This is a genomic window from Candidatus Methylomirabilota bacterium (assembly GCA_036001065.1).
Classification (GTDB): domain Bacteria; phylum Methylomirabilota; class Methylomirabilia; order Rokubacteriales; family CSP1-6; genus MNEF01.
The window spans coordinates 20,668-38,255 of the sequence record DASYUQ010000001.1; the positions used below are offsets into that span (position 1 = coordinate 20,668).

A 17,588-nucleotide genomic window follows, 5' to 3' on the forward strand; every position below is an offset into this window, starting at 1 on the left:
GACCCCTCCTTCTTCGTCGGACCCGTCAACGAGCGAGATACCGCTCGAGGGCCTCCTCGCAGAACCGTGCCGCCGCGCCGACGCTGAACGCCTTGGGATCGAACGTGAGCTGGAGCGCGACGCCGTCGAGCAGGCCCAGGACGACCGCGGCGGCCTGGGCCGCGCCGACGCGCCGGTACCGTCTCGTCCGGATCCCCTGGGCGACCAGCGCGGCGAGGAGCCTCCGCAGCCGGATGTAGAGCTCCGCGTTGATGGCGCGCAGCCGCCTGTCGTGCATCATCTCGCCCCAGAACTCGACGAAGACGATCCAGACCTCGCGCGCCTCCACGGCCGCCTCCAGGCTCGCGCGGATGAGCGCGCGCAACCGCCCCCGGGGGTCCGCGCCGCTTCGGGCCTGGGCCGCCGCCACCCGCCGGTCGAGGTCGGCCATCACCGTCTGCAGCGCGGCCACCAGGATCGCCCGCTTGTCGGCGAAGTAGTAGTGCAGGATCCCCTGGCTCACCCGCGCCTCGCGGCTCACCTTCTTCATGGTGAGGCCCGAATACCCTTCGCGGGCCAGGCACCGGATGGTCGCGCGCACGATCTGCTCGCGCCGCAGCGGAGCGACGCCGACTTTCGGGCTCAGGGAAACCGTCTCCTTCGGGTATGGGCTGTTTCTTGATTGGCCGACCAATTATGTGCGATCGGCGCCGCGTTGGGCAAGGCTCGTTTTCGGAAACGGGCTTACAGTCAGGCGAACAAGCCGGCGAGCGTGGTGCGGACGTCACCGCGATCGAGAACTTCCACGTAGGCGATCCCGCCGTTCACGCCATCAGCGGCGGGGCCCGTCGCCGGGCGCCGTGGGGATCTGGATGAGGGCACGGCGCTGCCGCCCATCGTGTACTGGGGCAGCCGGCCGTCTCCGCGCGCCAGGTACTACTGCTGGATCAGCGCCGGCGTCAGCGAGGAAGCGACCTTGGCGTTGTAGGCGGCCTCGGCTCGCCCTTGAGGCGCAGCGCCTCGGCCACCCCGCGCGCCTCCTCGCGGGCGGCATCGCCCTTGCCCTTGGCCGCCATGATCTCCGCCTGGCGCTGGGCCTGGATCAGCTCGTACCGCTGCTGCTCCGCCTTCTGCTCCTCGATCTGCTTGGCCTCGATCGCCTTTTCGTAGGCCGGATCGGGGCGGATGTTGGCCAGCGAGGCCTCCTTCAGCTCGACGCCGTACTTCGCCAGCCACGTCGCTCACTGCTGCGCGCGGCGGCGCTCGGCCGCGCGCTCCGCCTCCAGGCGCTCGAGCGCCACCGCGGAGTGGTCCGCGAAGGTCATGGCCGCGGCGATGGCGCGGTGGCCCGCGCGCTCCGCGATCAACCGGTGCATCGCCTGACAGATGCGGCGGTACGACGGATGCCCCTGGGGGGCGCTGCGCAGCTCAATCACGTGCATCGCCTCGCGGGCGTTCATCTCCATGTAGAAGCGGACGCGGTAGGCCATGGACACGGCGTAGGAGGCGACGTCGGGCAGGCCGGCGGCGGCGAGGGCGTCGTGCAGCGTGGCGGCCTCGTCCATGACGCGCGCCCAGTCCCCGCGCCCGCCCGCCTCCTCGACGGCGGCCGGTATCAGGTAGCCGTGGCGCGGCGTGAGGCGCTGCCACTCGAGCGAGAGCAGGCGATGGCGCTGCAGATCGCGGAAGGCGCCGTAATCGCCCAGGATGTCGAAGCGGTAGGACGTCCGCTCGAAGGCGCGGCCCGGCCGGTGGCGGCGGTTACGGCGCTTGCCGACGTACGCGGTCAGCACGGCCAGACGTTCCTCGTGCGTCATCTTCCGGGCGGCGGCGAGGAGCTGATCGTCGGGCAGCGCCGCCGCGGCGTAGAGCGCGGCGGCGACCACCTTCACCTCGCCCTCGGGATCGAAGTCGCTCAGCGTCACCTCGTCGCGGGGTTCCGTCTGCATGCCCTCCAGGAGGCGCTCCGCCACCTCCCGGACGGCCTGGCGCGTCTCCGCCAGATAGGCGGACCAGACGCCGCCCCGCTCCGGGTTGTCCACGCGCCGCAGGAACGCCGGGATGACCTTGCGCAGCTCCGTCAGCATGAGGTCGGCGTACGCCCGCACTTCGGCCAGCGGGTGCGTGCGCATGCGGAGCAGGAGCTGCTCGTAGGCCTGTCCGGTGCCGTAGATCCCGACATTGGAGATCGTCGCCGCCGGCAGGAGCCCGCGCAGGGTGTCCAGCGCCTTGGCCCGGATGCTCAGGCGATGCACCTGCTCGGAATCGCCCTCGGCCCGCGGAAACCGCGCCGCGTAGAAGTCGCGCAGGCGCGGCAGCCAGGCGCAGTAGGTCTCAAAGGCGCGGTCGAGCGTCGCTACATAGCGCTCGCGCAGCGCGCCCGGGAGCTCGGCGGGCACGTGGTACCGGTAGCGGCCGCCGGGGCGGTCGTCGTAGGGGACGTAGCGCGTGGATTGCTCGAGATAGGCCATGAGGCGGCCCCACTCCAGCACCTTGGTCAGGATGTTCGACGCGCCCTCACAGGCCAGGTGCACGCCGCCGAGCTGGGCCACCGAGTCGTCGCCGTACTCGACGAAGACCCGCTCGTAGAGCTGCTCGGCGCGCGCGGTACCGACCTCGCCGGCGCTGGGCCGACCGGCCGCCGGCGGCGCCAGGCCCGCGGTGAGGAACTCGTCGAGGAACAGCCGGCGGAGCGACTTCGGCGACCGCGAGTACCGCGCGAAGAGCGCGCCCTTGACGACCTCGGGCAGATTGGTCAGGGCGAAGACGGGCCCATCGAGATTGGTGAAGTACGGCGCGAGCGCGGCCCGCTCCCCCGGCGTGAACGCCTCCGGCATCCCCTGCGATATTACCCGAACCGTCCCGCGCCGGCGTGAAAACGCTCGCCACCGCCAACCCGGCGCCCGGGAGCGACTCCCGGGCGTCCGGCGACGTCGCGGTGAGCGACGTCAGGCGATGGCGACCGAATTACCCGGCGATCCGGTCGCCCCCTTGAGCGGCAGGGGGGTGAAGGACCAGGCGAATTCGTAGACCTTGTCCTGCGCGAGGTCTTCGAGGTACTGGTTCTCGATGTTGTAGATGCCGTTCGTCGTCATCCAGATCGCGTGGCACTCGAAGGGACGATCTTGATCCTCCCCGGGCACCGCCTCGGTCGCCCAGTTGTCCCCGCCCACACAGGCGATCTTCTTCTCGACGAGCCACTTCGCCACGGTCGCGCCCGGACCGGGCTCGCCCTTGTTGAACTCCACGTTGTCCTTCTTCCAGAGCTTGATGTGGCCGGTCCGAAAGAGGACGACATCACCTTCGCCCGGCTCGCGGACGCCCTGGCGCCGCAGGGTCTGCATGACGTCGTCCATCGTGATGACGTATCCGATCGGCAGGCGATCGCCCCCCTTGTAGGAGAGCACGTCGAGCAGGATGCCGCGGGTGAAGAAGGGCTTGACGTTGTGGATGCCGAGCTTCTGCAGCCCGTAGGGCCCGCCCACCTGGGCCTGGGTGAAGCCGTTGTAGTAGCGGATGTCGTTACCGACCTTGATGGCGATGTGACCGAGACCATCGAACTGGGAGCCGACCTGCCCGATCTCGCCGCTGAACATCTCGTCGTTGTAGTGGAGCTGATGCTTGCCGAACGGTCCGCCCGTCGGCCCGCCGGGGATCGTGATGGACACGTGCCGGGCCCCGAAGAGCGGGATGCCGGCCTCCAGGATCATCCCCAGACGATAGACCGTGCCACGCTTGATCAGGCGGGCGGCCTCGAGCACCTTCGCCGGCGTGATCCGGTTGGAGGCACCCGCCTCGTCTTGCGGACCCCAGGGCGAGGGCCACCAGTCACGCCCCATCGGGTTGACCGCCTGCGCCTCGGCTTGGCCCACCGCGCCCACGACGGGCCCCGCGGCTATCCCCCCCGCGACGCCAGCCGCGAACCCGGTCTTCACGAAATCTCGCCGCGAGACCGCGCCTTCCGCCGTCTCGAAGCACCCATCCTCGGGCAGGGTGAAGTATCGCTTCAGCCATTCAGGTTGCACGGTCAGACCCTCCTTCCGTGACTATCCCTTGCGCATGTAGGCCGGCACCTCGCTCGTCAGGAAGTCCTCCCGGGGCGGCGAGAAGATGTCGACGACCTCGGTGTCCTCCGGGAACCAGGCCTCGTGCTCGACCCCCCCGGGGATGAGGCCCACGTCGCCGGCGACGCACATGCGCTTCTCGTTGCCGAGGCGGAACTCCATCCGGCCCGAGAGCATCCAGAAAACCTGCTCGTGCGGATGCTGGTGGGCGGCGGCGTGGGCGCCCGCTCTCATCGACCACCAGACGACCATCTCCTTGTCGCCAGCAAGGACGCGCCGGCTGATCTTGTCGGTGACCTTCTGCTCGGGCAGGTTCCGGAGCGCGTGAAACCCTTTCATGACGGGCATGGATGCGCCTCCTTCGCGGGCTCGGGCCACCACCGTAATCAGGCCTCCGCACGGTGTCAAGGACGCCGGACACGCGCGGAATGCGGTAGCATGAGGGGCCCATGGCCCGACTGAAGATCGGCTTCATCCCCATCGAGGGCGGTCACTACTACCAGGAGGCGCTCGAGGAGGTCGCCAGGGCCGAAGCGCTCGGCTTCGACTCCGTGTGGATGGAGGAGCATCACTCCGTCACCGATCACTACTGGCCGTCGCCGCTGACCGTGCTGGCGGGATTCGCCACTCGCACGTCGACGGTCATGCTGGGCACCGACATCCTCGTCGCCGCCTTCTACCATCCCGTGCGCCTGGCCGAGGACATCGCCCTCCTCGATGTCATGTCCCAGGGGCGCATCACGCTCGGGATCGCCATCGGCTACAAGCCTGACGAGTTCGCCCTGTACGGTGTCGACCTCGAGAGACGCGGGGCCCGGTTCGAGGAGCAGCTCGCGATCATGAAGGGCCTCTGGACCCGGGAGCGCGTGAGCTTCGAGGGCCGCTACTACGCGCTGGAGGGGCGGCTCGAGCCCAGGCCGGTCACGAAGCCGCACCCGCCCGTCTGGATCGGCGGGTGGGGGGAGCTCACGCTGAAACGGGCGGCGACGCTGGGCGACAACTGGATCCCCGGACCGACCGCCGACCTCAGGCGCCTGCTCGAGGGCAAGCGGCAGTTTCTCGAGAACCGCAAGGCGGCCGGCCGGACGGAGCCGATCGCCGAGTGGCCGCTGACCCGCGACCTCATCATCGCCGACACCGACCGGAGGGCCCGCGAGCTGGCCGAGGAGCACATCATGGTCGCCTACCGCAAGGAGTACGCGGGGGGCTGGCGCCACCCGTTCATCGACGCCAGCATCGCGACGAACCTCGAGAAGCTGATGGAGGATCGGTTCATCATCGGCGGCCCCGAGCAGTGCGTGCGCCAGATCCGTCGCTTCGTGGAGCAGTACGGCGCGACCCACCTGATCTGCCGCACGTTCTTCCCCGGCATGGCCCACGCCCACATCATGCGCGAGCTCGAGCTCATCGCCCGCGAGGTCGTGCCCGCCTTTCGGTGAAAGGTCTAACCAAACCCGGGCATGTAGCCTAACTATCTGATATACTGGGGTTTCACCGGGGGATTCCCGGGGGAAAGGAGTGGAGCCCCATTTCGCAGGCTGTCTACCGGCTCGACCGCTCCTATGCTTGGAACTACGCTCACGCCCCCGCCCTCCCGCGTGTCCGCCGGCTCCCTCCCGGGCGGGGCGGCCACCTCTTCGATTACTCCCTGAACTCTCCGCTCGGCGTGGCCGCCGGGCCCCTGCTCAACTCGAAGTGGGTCGAGGGGTACGCCCGCCTGGGGTTCGACGTGCTCACCTACGCCACCGTCCGTTCCCGGATGCAGCCGGCGCACAGCCTGCCCAACATCCGCTACGTGGAAACCCGTGACCAGGTGGCGATCGCCGCGCGGCGGTCGCCGGTCGACGGCGCCACCATCGCGTTCTCCCTGGGCCTGCCGTCGATGGAGCCGGAGGTGTGGCGCAAGGACGTCCGCCGCGCCAAGGAGCGCCTGGGGCCCGGCCAGATCCTGGTCGTCAGCGTGGTGGGCACGCCCGACCAGGAGGCGGGCATGGAGGCGCTCATCGACGACTACGCGCGCTGCGCGGTCTGGGCGGCGGAGGCCGGCGCCGACGCCATCGAGGTCCACCTCGCCGTCCCCAACGTCTTCGGCGAGCCCGGGCAGATGGTGTACGAGCATCTGCCGCTGGCGGCGCAGATCCTTTATCGCATCCGGACCGGCGTGTCGGTCCCCGTGCTGGCCAAGCTCGGCCTCTTCCGCAGCCCGCGGGCGCTGCACGAGACGGCGACGAAGCTGGCGCCCTGGACGCACGGCTTCGTGCTCGTCCACGGTGTCCCGCGCCGTGTCCTCGACGAGGACGGCAACGTCGCCTTCGAGGGCAGCGGGCGCGAGTGGGCCTACGTGGTCGGTGCCGCCACCTACCCGGTGTGCTCGCGCCAGGTCGAGGAGATGCTGGCGTGGCGCAAGGCGGGCGTCTGGAACCGGGCGGTGCTGGCCGTCGGCGGCGTGACCACGGCCGAGCGCGCGCGACACTTGCTCCAGGAAGGCGCCGACGCGGTGCTGGTGGCTACCGCCGCGCTCTCCGACCCGCTGTTCGCCACGCGCTTCCGGCAGGCGATGGCGACCTCCGCCGTCGCCTAGCCCGGTCCCCCGCGCGCTCACGTGGCGACGTACCCCGCGCCGCCTGGACGGCGCGGGCCATGGTCGCGGCAGCCCGTGCTACGCTACTGGCGATGCGCTGGCTGATCGTCCTTCCATTCGAGCGGCCGGGGCTCGCGGGAATGGACTTCGCCGACGAGCTGCGCGCCCTCGGCCACGAGGTCCGCACCTTCGCCTACCGCCGCGACAACCCCCTCTACAAGAACCGCGGGACCAAGGCGCTCTACCAGCGCTTCATCCTGGGTCGGCTGGAGCGGGCGTGCACGAGCTGGCGACCATCCGTCGTCCTGGTGGTCAAGGGCGGGCCCATCGCGCCGGGCGCCATCCGACGCGTGAGGGCCCGGATCGATGCGCTCTTCATCAACGTCTTCTTCGACAACCCGCTCTGGATGATCCCCTTCGAGTGCATCGAGCCCTACGACCTGTTCTTCACCAAGGATCGTTACGCGCTGGGCAGCCTGCGGCAGGTCGGCCTTACCAACGTCCATTACCTGCCGCTCTACTGCATCCCGGCCGACCATCATCCGGTTACGCCCACCGCCGACGAGCGCGCGCGGTACGGCGCGCCCGTCTCGCTCGTCGGCAGCCGCTATCCCTACCGCGAGCGCTTCGTGCGCGCGCTGGCCGACTATCCCCTCCGGATCTGGGGCTCCGGCTGGCAGCGGGCGGAGGACCCGATGGTACGACGGATGGTCGCCGGCGGCCCGGTGTGGGGCCGGGAGAAGCTGCTCGTCTACTCGGCTTCGACGCTCTCGCTGAATCACCATCATCCGATGAACGACATCGTGGGCACCAACAACCGGACGTTCGAGCTCGCGGCGGCGGGCGCTTGCCAGGTGGCCAACTTCAAGGAGGACCTGACGGATCTCTTCAAACCCGGAGAGGAGATCCTCGTCTACCACGATCTCGGCGAGCTCCGCCGGCACCTCGATTACTATCTCGCCCACCCCCAGGAGGCCCGCGCGATCGGAGAAAACGCCCGACGCCGCGCCCTGGGCGAGCACACGCTGCGCCACCGCATCGAGGAGATGCTACCGCTCATCGACCAGCGCCTCGGAGCGACGGCCCGAACGTCGGGCGCGGCGGCGCCCCCCCGGCCAAGATGACGTCGACGGACTCGCTCGCTCAGAACCTCACCTGCATCGACTGCGGCGCCAGCTATCCGCTCGGCTACCGGCTGGAGTGCGCCAAGTGCCAGGGCCTGCTCGAGCTCCGCTACGACCTCGACGTCCTGCGCGGGCGCGGTCCCGCGCTCTTCACGGGCACCGGACTCTGGCGCTACGCGCCGGTGCTGCCCATCGCCGATCCGGCGCACCGCATCACGCTCGGCGAAGGCGGCACGCCGCTGCTCGACTGCCCCCGGCTGGCCGCCCAGCTCGGCGTCAGGCGTCTCCTGATCAAGTTCGAGGGCCCCAACCCGACCGGCACCGTGAAGGATCGGTCCTCGGCTACCGCGATCGCCGCCGCGCGCCAGTTCGGCTTTCGCGCGACCTCGGTGGTGAGCTCCGGCAACGCCGGCTCGTCCATCGCCGCCTACTCGGCGCGGGCGGGACTGCGCTCGCTCGTCTTCGCCTACGAGCGCGCCTCGGCGCCGAAACTCCTGCACATGGCCGCGACCACCACCGACCTCGTCATCTACCGGGGCGTCTACGACGACCTCATCACCCATTGGGACCGGCTGGTGGAGGAGCGCCTGTTCTTCGACTGCGGGGCCTCTCGCAACGCCTACAAGCACGAGGGCAAGAAGACGCTGGCCTACGAGGTCGCCGAGCAGACCGGCTGGCGGCCGCCGGACGTCGTGGTGGCGCCCGTCGCCGTGGGCGAGACGTTCATCGCCGCCGCGCGCGGCTTTCGGGAGATGCACGAGGCCGGGTGGATCCCCCGCCTACCGCTGATGGTCGCGGCCCAGGCGACGGGTGCCAACGCCATCGCCCGCGCGTTCCGCGAGCGGGGGCCGATCACGCCGCTGAAGATCGGCTACACGGTCGCCGAGGGACTGGCCGCCGGCAATCCCGGCCGCAAGGGCGAGTGGACCCTGCGCCTGCTGCGCCAGCTCGGCGGCCTCGCCGGCGACGCCGGGGACGAGGAGATCCTGGCCACCCAGCGCACGCTGGCGCGGACGGAAGGCATCTGGGCGGGGCCCACCGGCGTGGCGGCCCTGGCCGTCCTCACCCGCCTGCTCGCGCAGAAGCAGCTCGATCCCGCGCAGACGATCTGCGTGATCGTGAGCGAGACCGGACTGAAGACCGAGGCGGAGCCGCCGAGCCGGCAGGGCGTGGCGTTCGACTCCGAGTCGCTCGAAAAACTCGTCCGCGAGCGTCTCGGCGTCTAGTGCCGCTGCCCCGGCGGTTTTATCTCCGCCCCCCGCGCGCCGTTGCGCGCGGTCTCCTGGGTTGCATCCTGGTCTCGCGGATCGGCGGCAGGCTGACCGCCGGCCGCATCGTGGAGACCGAAGCCTATCTCGGCCCCGAGGACGCGGCGTCGCACGCCGCCTTCCGCCCCGGCAGCCATGCGCTCTTCTACGGAGACGGCGGCTTCGCCTACGTCTACCTCAACTACGGGATGCACCACTGCCTGAACGCCATCACGGAGCGCGCGGGCCGGCCGGGCTGCGTGCTCCTCCGCGCGCTGGAGCCGGTGGCCGGGCTCCGCGCGATGGCCCGGCGCCGCGGCGTCCCCGCGCAGTCGCCGCGGCTGGCCACCGGTCCGGGAAACCTGACGCGCGCCCTCGGCATCACGGCGCGCGAGAACGGCGCCGACCTCACGCGCGGCCGGCTCACCATCGAGCCGCCGGACACGGCGCGCGACCTCCGCATCGCTCGTGGTCCCCGCGTGGGCATCACCCGCGCGGCGGACCTTCCCCTGCGCTTCTGGATCGCCCGCAGCCGGTTCGTGTCGCGCTGACCCACCAAATCGGGGGCTCGCAGAACTCTTGAGCCTTGACCTGGGTCACGAGGGCAATGGCTCCTTCCGCCCTACGTCCTCCTGGTACGCGTTGATCTCCGCGTCCATCTTGACCTCAAGGAACGCTGGCGTCTGCCGGATCAGTTGCACCCTCCAGCTCTCGTCGGACCGTCGAGGGCATCCGGCGCCCTCCCCGCTCGAGCGGGTCAGTCCAGAAGCGGCGCACGCTCCGTCCGCCGCGCCCGGATCACTCGGGGCCGGTCATTCATTCTCCTTCTCCGGTAGCGAAAACGCGATGATGGCATCTCCGACGGGGTTGGGCGGGAAGTTGTTTCTATCCGGCACGTTTCCACCAAAGGCATTCACGATGAACTGGCGGCCCTTCACCACGTAGGCGATCGGAGAAGCTGCGGCTCCACCAGCGTTCGCGACACGCGCGGGTGCATCGAAGGTAAACAGGATCTTGCCCGTCTCGGCATTCGCGGCGTGGAACTTACCGTTGCCCTCCCCGAAGAACACCAGATCGCCGGCGACCACCACCCCTGATTTGGCCGGCTGATCCACCTCGATCTTCCAGACCACCTTGCCGGTCCTCGTGTCGGTTGCGCCGAACAGGCCAAAGGGATTCGAACCGGGAACCCGGTTGATGAAGCTGGAGCCGAGGAAGAGCCCTGCCGCATTGGGGCCTCGATTGTCCGGTCTCGTCTGAAAGAGCGTGGGCTCGTACCTGGTGCCATAGTAAACGAACTTGGTACGCGGGCTAAAGGCTGCTGGATTCCATTCGCATCCCCCGTCATCGCCCGGCACGATCAGGCGCAACGTCTCATCGGGCGGGGTGTACTGCGGCGACAGCGTAATCGGCTCGCCGTTAAAGTGCGTGGGAGTAGGCCTGACGAAAGTCAACGGCGTCAACGGCTCGACGGAGGACACGGGCTGGGTCGGCGCGGCATGCTGGAAAGCAGGACCTGGCGGGACCGGTACCTCGGTCACCGGAAATATCGGCTGGCCAGTGATTCGGTTGAGGATATAGTAGTTACCGTTCTTGCTGCAGTGGCCCAGCGCCTTGAACTTTTCCCCATCCTTTTCGAGCGGGAACAGGACTGCCGGTTGGGCGCTGTCATAGTCCCAGATGTCGTGGTGCACTGCCTGGAAGTGCCACCGGGGCCGACCCGTTCTCAGGTCGAGAGCCACGATCGAAGCAGAAAACAGATTGTCCCCGGCTCGGTCCTGGCCGAGGACATCCGGCGCAGCATTCCCGGTGACGACGAAAATCAGTCCCAATTCCGGATCGATGGCGGGCGGGTTCCATACTGCCGCGCCCCCTCTCCGGAATGAGTCCCCGGCAAAGCTCTGGGGCTGCGTGGTAAAGAAGCGCCACACTTGTCTGCCGGTCTTCGCGTCCAAGGCGATCACCTGGCCTCGCACCTCGAACTCGCCCCCCGATGGGCTAACGATGACCAACCCATCCACAAACTGCGGGGCATTGTTGATGACAAAGCGTTGCCTGAAGTCGACGACCGTGTTCTTCCACACGACCGCGCCCGTGGCCGCGTCCAAGGCCACGACCACGCCGTCGAGCCGGCCATGGAAGACCTTGTCGTCTCCGACAGCAACACCCTTGTTGTTCCGGCCGCAGCAGACCGAAAACTGCTCAAGTGGCGGCATCTCGTTCGGAATCTCCAGGGGCTTAAAGGACCAGATCTCCTGGCCCGTCGCCGCATCCAGGGCGAACAGGTTATCGTGCCCGTCGGTGACGAAGAGCCGGCCATCGACGGCGATTGGCGAGACCTGCAACTCCGCTAGGGGGTCAAGGACACCAGTGTGGAACACCCAGGCAACCTTCAGCTTGTGGACGTTGTGCCGATTGATCTGGTCGACCGGCTGGAATCGCGTGTTGGCCAGGTCGTTGCCGTAGTGAGGCCAATCGAGGTTCTCCGCAGCTTTGACCAAGGGCAGGTACGGGAGGAGCCACAACGCCAAGACGACAACGAAGACCAGCGCAATGCCTAGCCGAACCGGGTAGGACGCGAGTCTCTTCCCTCTCATGGTTTCCTCTCCTCTCCTGTGCGAAGATCATCTGCCGACAGCCCAGCCGCGGTCCGCATCTGCATATGGCTAGTGCCGTTCCAACTATTCGCGCCTAGGAAGGCACCGTGTACGTCGTTCGTGGACAGATTTAGTATCAACAAGTTGGAACGGCACTAGTCCAATCCCACGGATCGTTCGAACCAGCGTGGCGCAGTCCATTTCAGGGGCATGGCTGCTTCCCCTAAGGGCCGGACGGTTGGGTCTGACGACACGGGAGCCTAGCCCCGAGCCGTTATGGCTGTCAATCGGGTGAAGTGTCTCGGCGAGGTTGACCTCCCTTGCCTTGACTGGCAGCTGGGCGGGGCCGGGGACGGCACCGGCGGGGCCGGCCGCGAGCCGACAAGGTGAATCGAATACGGTCACCCTCTCGCGCGCACTACAACGGGTACGGCACGAACTCCTGGGCGATCTCCACCGGCCCCCCGAAGGCCTTCCCCGCCTCGTCGGCGAGGGCCTCGAGCTCGTCGTGGTAGTCGGCCTCGATGTGGGCGAGGATCAGCCGGCGGACGCCGGCGCGCGCGGCCACTTCGCCGGCCTCCCGGCCCGTCGAGTGCACGCCGAAGCGGCCGCGGTCGCGGTGGGGAAACGTGGCCTCGTGGATGAGCGTGTCGGCGCCGCGCGCCAGGACGACGACCCGGTCGCAGGGCGCGGTGTCCGACGAGTAGACGACGCCGCGCCCGCCACCCGACGCGGCGTCCACGCGGACGGCGAAGTTGGGCATGGAACCGTGATCGTTGGGCGTGGTGCTCACGCTCAGCGGCCCCAGGACGAACGCCCGTGCCCCCTCCTCGAGCGCGATCCCGGCGAGGTCGAGTGGGAACATGCCGGGGCGCTCCCAGAGACGGAAGACGCTCAGCACCTGGCGGAGAGGCTCGACGTGCTCCGGTCGGCAGCGGACGGTCAGCGGGCGCTGCCGCCCGAGGAGGATCAGGTTCTGCAGGAGGGCGGGGAGGCCATAGGCGTGATCGGGATGGATGTGCGTGATGACGACGTGCGTGAGCGCGAGCGGGTCCGCCCCCGCGCGCCGGAGCCTGGCCACCGGGCTGCCCCCGCAGTCGACGAGCATGGCGCCCTCGGGCGCGACGAACACCAGCGACGTCGTGTCACGCGCCGGCGATGGAATCGCGCCCGCGGTGCCCAGGAACGCGAAATGCACCTAGCGTCCCCGGCGCAGCGCCTCGGGGTCGAACAGCTCGTCGGGCAGGTTGGCGTTGACGGCGACGGAGCGGACGATGACCAGCAGCACCATGCGGCCGTCGGCGAAGAGTTCCTGGCGGTAGGGAAAGAAGAGGCCGTCCAGCAGCGGCCGGTGTTCGGACAGCGTCAGATCGACGAGCCGGACGCCCTTGAGCAGGCGCTCCCGGGTGATGACGCGGATCACGCCGTACTGCTCGTCGAGCCACACCGCCGGGCTCGCCGGGTCGCTGGGCCCGGCGCCGATGATGGTGACGGGGCGTCCCCGCACGCGCACGGCGTGGCTCACGTCTTCGCGCACGCCCAGCCCCCTCCACTCGGCCAGCAGATCCGCGGCGCTGCGGCGGAAGGGCGCGAAGAGAGACGTCCGGTCGCGCCCGCCGGTGGTCGGCGTCTGCACCGTCGTGCCGTCGGGCTGGCGGACCCACGTCCGGTCGTCGACCGTGAGCCGGATTTCCCGCTGGCCGTCGAGCGTCTGCTCGAGCCGCTGGCGCCGCGGGGGCTTGATGTAGAGTTGCTGCTCGCCCGTCGATTGCGGGTGGCGTCCGTCGGGGTGATAGACGGTGAGCGTCTGGCGGAGGGCGAGGTCGGTCACCGGGGTGCCCGGGAGGCGGCGGACGTACGCTTCGACAGCGCGGCGCGCGTCGGAGGCGTCGGCCCCCGGCGCCAGCACGGCGGCGAGGGCGAGGAGCAGCGGGCCGAGTGCGCGGGCCACGGATCGGTTATACGGGCGCTGCGCGCGGAAAGTCAACGAATGGCGGAGATTTTGGTACTATCGAAGAAACGCATGAGGAGCCGCCGTGTCCCCTACTGATGCCCTGCACACCGGGGTCTTCGAGCTCGTTCTCAGCGCCGGACCGGTTGCCAAGATCGTCCTCACCATCCTGCTGTTCTTCTCGGTGGTGAGCTGGGCGCTGATCGTCGAGAAGTGGTGGCAGTTCCGGCGCGTGCGCCGCCAGACGCTCGCCTTCCTCAAGCTGTACCGCGAGAGCCGCCGCTCGGCCACCGTGCACGCGGCGGTGAAGAAGTACCGGGAGAGCCCGCTGGCGCAGCTCTATGCCGCCGCCTATCAGGAAGTCGGCGGACTGGACGAGCCACTCGAGGAGCTCGACGAGGGCCGCGGCTCCGAGCGCGTCGAGCTGGCCCAGCGGGCGCTGCGCCGGGCCGCCACCCACGAGATCGCGCGCCTGGAACGCTACCTGCCGTTCCTGGCGACGACGGCCAGCGCGACACCCTTCATCGGCCTCTTCGGGACCGTGTGGGGCATCATGGCCGCCTTCCATGGGATCGGCCAGCAGGGGTCGGCGTCGCTCGCCGTCGTCGCGCCCGGCATCTCGGAAGCGCTGATCGCGACGGCGTTCGGCCTGGGGGCGGCTATTCCGGCGGTCATCGCCTACAACTACTTCGTCAACCGCGTGAAGCACTGGGCCGCCGAGATGGAGGGCTTCACGCTCGATCTGCTGAACGCCCTGATGCGCCCCGTTCCCAAGGTGGCGCGCACCGCCAAAGATGGCCTTTAAACTGGACGACGCCGACGGCTCCCGCCGCATCGGCACCCCGCTGGCCGAGATCAACATCATCCCGCTGGTCGACGTGGTGCTGGTGCTGCTCCTCATCTTCATGCTCACCGCGCCGATGATGTACCGCGGTATCGACGTGAACCTGCCCCGGGCGGCCTCCAAGCCGACCGCGGTCGAGGAGCGGATGGTCCTCACGCTGACCAAGGACCAGGGGCTGTTCCTGAACGAGCGTCGGCTCACGGCGGGCGGGCTGGAGGCGGCGCTCCGCGACGCCTTCAAGAACCGGAAGGAGAAGACGCTCTACCTCAAGGCGGACGCCGGCCTCTCCTACGGCGCGGTCGTCGAGACCATGGACCGCGTCCGTCGGGCCGGCATCGAGCGGCTCGGCATGGTGACGGAGCCCGTCCGCGAACGCTGAGATGTCCACGGCGGCGATGACGCTCCGGTGGCGCCCGCGACACGGCCCTGCGCTTCGACGCGGGCCGGTGCCCTTCCTGCCCCTGGCATTGTCGGCCAGCGCGCATGTGGCGCTGATCGTCGCCATGATCGTGGGCGCCGCCGCCTGGCGCGCGGCCCAGCCGAAGACCTACGTGGTGAACCTGGTACCGGCGATCGCCACGGTCGGCGCCCCGCAGGGGCGCCCCACCCCGGACCTGCCCCCGCGCGCCGCGGAGCTACCGCCGGCGAAGCCGGCGCCCAAAGAGCTGCCGGCGCCGAAGGATCTCCCGCCGCCGACGCGCGAAGCGGCGCTGCCCGAGCGCGCGCTCCCCTCGCGAGCGCCGGCCCTGCCGCGACCGGGCGACAAGGAGCTGCCGACGGTGGCGAGCGCGCCCACCCCGCGCGTGTCGCCCACGCCCACGGCGGCCGCGCCACCGCCCCCTCCCGCGCCGCCCCTGGGCCAGCCTTCCGGTTCGCCGCAGGGCGCGGGGACGGTCACGCTGAACGTGTCGGACTTTCCCTTCGCGTACTACATCCAGATCATCGGACGCAAAATCCAGGAGCAGTGGGAGGGCCGCGCGCTTCCGGGCCGGCAGCCGGAAGTCATCTTCGAGATCGCGCGCAACGGCCAGATCCGCCGGCTCGCTGTCGGCCGGAGCTCCGGCAACCCCGCTTACGACCAGATCGCGCTCCGGGCGATCGCTGACGCCAATCCGTTTCCGGAGCTCCCCAAGGAATTCACGAAGCCCACGCTCACCGTGGGTCTGCAGTTCGTTTACGATCCCCGCACGAGGTAATTTCACGTGAGACGACCGCTCAGCGCTCTCGTTCTCGGCCTCTTGGTCGTGACGCTCATCGCGCCGGGGGGCTCGCCGCCGGCTTCCCGCGCGCAGGGCGTGGACGTCTACATCAACGTCACCGGGGGGGGCGCCAAGAAGCTGAACATCGCGATCCCCGAGTTCAGCGTCGTGGCCGGCACCGACGCGGGCGGCGTGGCCAAGCTGCTCGCCACCGTGGCGGGCCAGGACCTCGCCTTCTCCCAGCTCTTCAGCGTCGTGGCGGCCACCGGCTCGATCCCGCCCAACGATCCCGCCGCGCTCCGGCAATCGTGGACGGAGTTCGCCGCGGCCGGCGCCCACGCCGGCGTGCACGGTCTGCTGGCCATCCGGGGCGCCCGGCTCGAAGCCGAGATGCGGCTCTACGATCTGACCACGCCCGAGCAGAAGCTCATCGGCACCAAGACGTTCGAGATGCCGTCGGACCAGGCGCGGCGGCTGGCCCACAAGATCGCCGACGAGATCGCGCTCCAGTTCACCGGTGAGCGGGGGATCGCAGACACGAAGATCGCGTACGTCGTCGGGCCGCGGGGCGCCAAGGAGATCATGGTCACCGACTACGACGGGTTCGGGCCGCGCCCGGTCACCCGGAACGGCTCCATCAATCTGATGCCGGTCTGGAGCCCCGACGCCCGATCACTGGCGTATCTCTCGTACAAGAACGGTTACCCCGACCTGTTCCGCGCCTTCCCGTTCGAGCGCCGGCCGGAGCAGACGCTGGCCGCCTTCATCGGGATCAACTCCTCGCCGGCCTGGAGCCCGGACGGGCGCTCGCTCGCGCTGACACTTTCGAAGGACGGCAACCCCGAGATCTACGTGCTCATCCTCGCCACCGGCGTGTTCCGGCGCCTGACGCGTCACGCCGGCATCGACACCGACCCCACCTGGTCGCCCACCGGACGCGAGATCGCGTTCGTTTCCGACCGAGCGGGAAGTCCGAGCGTCTTCGTCATGGACCCGGAGGGCGCCAACCAGCGGCAGCTCACCACCGGCGGCTATCACACGCAGCCGCGCTGGTCGCCCAAAGGCGACACGATCGCCTTCACCTCTCGGCAAGTGACTCACGACCTCTGGGCGATCAGCCCCGACGGCTCCAACGTGCGGCGGCTCACCGCCGGCCCCGGAGACAACCAGGGTTCGTCGTGGGCGCCCAACGGGCGCCATCTCGCCTTCCAGTCGAACCGCCTGGGCGCCTGGCACATCTACGCGATGCTCGCCGACGGCTCCGAGCAGACGCCGGTCACCCGCAGTCCGGGAGAGCAGACAAGCCCCTCCTGGTCCTCGCGGCTACCGTGATACGATGAGGCGTTGCTCCTGTCTGCCGTCCTATCGCGAAGCGGAAAAAGGAGGAGTCATGCTAAGCCGTCGTTGGAGTGGCATGGTCGTGTCGCTCCTGGTGCTTTCGGTGGTCCTGGCCGGCTGCGCCAAGCGTCCCGCGACGACTCAGGCGTCGGCACCGGCGCCCGCCGGAGCTGCTGCCGGAAGCGCGCCCAGCGGCACGAGTAGCGGCGCCGGCGCGGCCGGCCCCGTGGCTCAGAGCGGCCCGAGCGCCGGGACCCAGCCGAGCGGACCCGCCGCCGCGGCCCCCGCGTCCCGGCCCGCGCCCAAGGAGTTCACCGCGATCCCCGATCTCAGGGACATCAACTTCGACTTCGACAAGTATGACGTCCGGCCCGGCGACGCGAAGATTCTCGACGCCAACGCGGCCTGGCTGAAGAGCAACCAGGGCTATCTGGTCTTGATCGAGGGCCACTGCGACGAGCGCGGCACCAACGAGTACAACCTCGCCCTCGGCGAGCGCCGCGCCAAGGCGGCCATGAACTATCTGGTCTCTCAGGGTGTGCCGGCCAGCCGGATCACGATCATCAGCTACGGAGAGGAGCGGCCGCTCTGCACGGAGCACAGCGAAGGGTGCTGGGCCAAGAATCGGCGCGACCATTTCCTCGTCAAGCCCCGCTGAGAGCCA

General features: G+C 69.4%; 17 protein-coding genes. 10 read left to right on the forward strand and 7 right to left on the reverse strand.

Annotated features, from left to right (window positions below; translation table 11 throughout):
- Positions 1–25: 25 nt before the first annotated feature.
- The 4 genes from VGV13_00115 to VGV13_00130 form a co-directional block, all read right to left on the reverse strand.
- Positions 26–580 carry a TetR family transcriptional regulator C-terminal domain-containing protein gene (locus tag VGV13_00115; protein HEV8639484.1) on the reverse strand — a complete coding sequence of 185 codons (555 nt, stop codon included), beginning with the start codon at positions 578–580 and terminating at the stop codon, positions 26–28.
- Positions 581–1,220: 640 nt separating this feature from the next.
- Positions 1,221–2,816 carry an FAD-dependent thymidylate synthase gene (locus VGV13_00120; protein ID HEV8639485.1) on the reverse strand — a complete coding sequence of 532 codons (1,596 nt, stop codon included), beginning with the start codon at positions 2,814–2,816 and terminating at the stop codon, positions 1,221–1,223.
- Positions 2,817–2,927: 111 nt separating this feature from the next.
- A complete protein-coding gene (locus tag VGV13_00125; GenBank protein ID HEV8639486.1) occupies positions 2,928–4,004 on the reverse strand; it encodes a cyclase family protein in 1,077 nt (358 codons plus the stop codon).
- A gap of 21 nt (positions 4,005–4,025) precedes the next feature.
- Positions 4,026–4,391 carry a cupin domain-containing protein gene (locus VGV13_00130; GenBank protein HEV8639487.1) on the reverse strand — a complete coding sequence of 122 codons (366 nt, stop codon included), beginning with the start codon at positions 4,389–4,391 and terminating at the stop codon, positions 4,026–4,028.
- 101 nt (positions 4,392–4,492) lie between these two features.
- Here VGV13_00130 and VGV13_00135 point away from each other — a divergent pair, with 101 nt between their 5' ends.
- The 5 genes from VGV13_00135 (at position 4,493) to VGV13_00155 (ending at position 9,546) form a co-directional block, all read left to right on the forward strand.
- Positions 4,493–5,482, forward strand: a complete 990-nt coding sequence (locus tag VGV13_00135; GenBank protein HEV8639488.1) for an LLM class flavin-dependent oxidoreductase — start codon at positions 4,493–4,495, stop codon at positions 5,480–5,482.
- A gap of 227 nt (positions 5,483–5,709) precedes the next feature.
- Positions 5,710–6,624, forward strand: a complete 915-nt coding sequence (locus VGV13_00140) for a hypothetical protein (protein ID HEV8639489.1) — start codon at positions 5,710–5,712, stop codon at positions 6,622–6,624.
- 92 nt (positions 6,625–6,716) lie between these two features.
- Positions 6,717–7,748, forward strand: coding sequence for a glycosyltransferase (locus VGV13_00145; GenBank protein HEV8639490.1), 1,032 nt, complete (start codon positions 6,717–6,719; stop codon positions 7,746–7,748).
- Positions 7,745–8,974, forward strand: coding sequence for a pyridoxal-phosphate dependent enzyme (locus VGV13_00150; GenBank protein ID HEV8639491.1), 1,230 nt, complete (start codon positions 7,745–7,747; stop codon positions 8,972–8,974). The genes VGV13_00145 and VGV13_00150 overlap by 4 nt, the downstream gene beginning before the upstream one ends.
- Positions 8,974–9,546: a DNA-3-methyladenine glycosylase gene (locus tag VGV13_00155; protein ID HEV8639492.1), complete on the forward strand. Its 573-nt coding sequence runs from the start codon at positions 8,974–8,976 to the stop codon at positions 9,544–9,546. The genes VGV13_00150 and VGV13_00155 overlap by 1 nt, the downstream gene beginning before the upstream one ends.
- 261 nt (positions 9,547–9,807) lie before the next feature.
- On the opposite strand, the gene VGV13_00160 is transcribed toward VGV13_00155, so the two are convergent.
- The 3 genes from VGV13_00160 to VGV13_00170 form a co-directional block, all read right to left on the reverse strand.
- Positions 9,808–11,592, reverse strand: a complete 1,785-nt coding sequence (locus tag VGV13_00160) for a PQQ-binding-like beta-propeller repeat protein (GenBank protein HEV8639493.1) — start codon at positions 11,590–11,592, stop codon at positions 9,808–9,810.
- A gap of 418 nt (positions 11,593–12,010) precedes the next feature.
- Positions 12,011–12,790, reverse strand: coding sequence for an MBL fold metallo-hydrolase (locus VGV13_00165; GenBank protein HEV8639494.1), 780 nt, complete (start codon positions 12,788–12,790; stop codon positions 12,011–12,013).
- On the reverse strand, positions 12,791–13,543 hold the full coding sequence (locus VGV13_00170) for a hypothetical protein (GenBank protein ID HEV8639495.1): 753 nt from the start codon (positions 13,541–13,543) through the stop codon (positions 12,791–12,793). It abuts the gene before it with no gap.
- Between the two features lie 85 nt (positions 13,544–13,628).
- On the opposite strand from VGV13_00170, the gene tolQ reads away from it, so the two are divergent.
- The 5 genes from tolQ (at position 13,629) to pal (ending at position 17,582) form a co-directional block, all read left to right on the forward strand.
- The gene (tolQ, locus tag VGV13_00175) at positions 13,629–14,348 is read left to right on the forward strand and encodes a protein TolQ (protein ID HEV8639496.1); all 720 of its coding nucleotides are present in this window, start codon (positions 13,629–13,631) and stop codon (positions 14,346–14,348) included.
- Entirely contained in the window at positions 14,338–14,766 is a 429-nt protein-coding gene (locus VGV13_00180; GenBank protein HEV8639497.1) for a biopolymer transporter ExbD, read from the forward strand. The genes tolQ and VGV13_00180 overlap by 11 nt, the downstream gene beginning before the upstream one ends.
- Before the next feature lie 67 nt (positions 14,767–14,833).
- Complete coding sequence (locus VGV13_00185; protein ID HEV8639498.1) at positions 14,834–15,583, forward strand: TonB family protein; 750 nt, start codon at positions 14,834–14,836, stop codon at positions 15,581–15,583.
- 6 nt (positions 15,584–15,589) lie between these two features.
- Positions 15,590–16,918: a Tol-Pal system beta propeller repeat protein TolB gene (gene tolB / locus VGV13_00190; GenBank protein HEV8639499.1), complete on the forward strand. Its 1,329-nt coding sequence runs from the start codon at positions 15,590–15,592 to the stop codon at positions 16,916–16,918.
- Positions 16,919–16,976: 58 nt separating this feature from the next.
- A complete protein-coding gene (pal, locus tag VGV13_00195; GenBank protein ID HEV8639500.1) occupies positions 16,977–17,582 on the forward strand; it encodes a peptidoglycan-associated lipoprotein Pal in 606 nt (201 codons plus the stop codon).
- Positions 17,583–17,588: the final 6 nt, after the last annotated feature.

Excerpts from the sequence above, each read along its gene's own strand:
- VGV13_00145 (HEV8639490.1), top strand. The coding sequence starts at position 6,717 with ATGCGCTGGCTGATCGTCCTTCCATTCGAGCGGCCGGGGCTCGCGGGA.
- VGV13_00130 (HEV8639487.1), bottom strand. The coding sequence starts at position 4,391 with ATGCCCGTCATGAAAGGGTTTCACGCGCTCCGGAACCTGCCCGAGCAG.
- VGV13_00160 (HEV8639493.1), bottom strand. The coding sequence starts at position 11,592 with ATGAGAGGGAAGAGACTCGCGTCCTACCCGGTTCGGCTAGGCATTGCG.
- VGV13_00180 (HEV8639497.1), top strand. The coding sequence starts at position 14,338 with ATGGCCTTTAAACTGGACGACGCCGACGGCTCCCGCCGCATCGGCACC.
- pal (HEV8639500.1), top strand. The coding sequence starts at position 16,977 with ATGCTAAGCCGTCGTTGGAGTGGCATGGTCGTGTCGCTCCTGGTGCTT.
- VGV13_00135 (HEV8639488.1), top strand. The coding sequence starts at position 4,493 with ATGGCCCGACTGAAGATCGGCTTCATCCCCATCGAGGGCGGTCACTAC.
- VGV13_00120 (HEV8639485.1), bottom strand. The coding sequence starts at position 2,816 with ATGCCGGAGGCGTTCACGCCGGGGGAGCGGGCCGCGCTCGCGCCGTAC.
- VGV13_00150 (HEV8639491.1), top strand. The coding sequence starts at position 7,745 with ATGACGTCGACGGACTCGCTCGCTCAGAACCTCACCTGCATCGACTGC.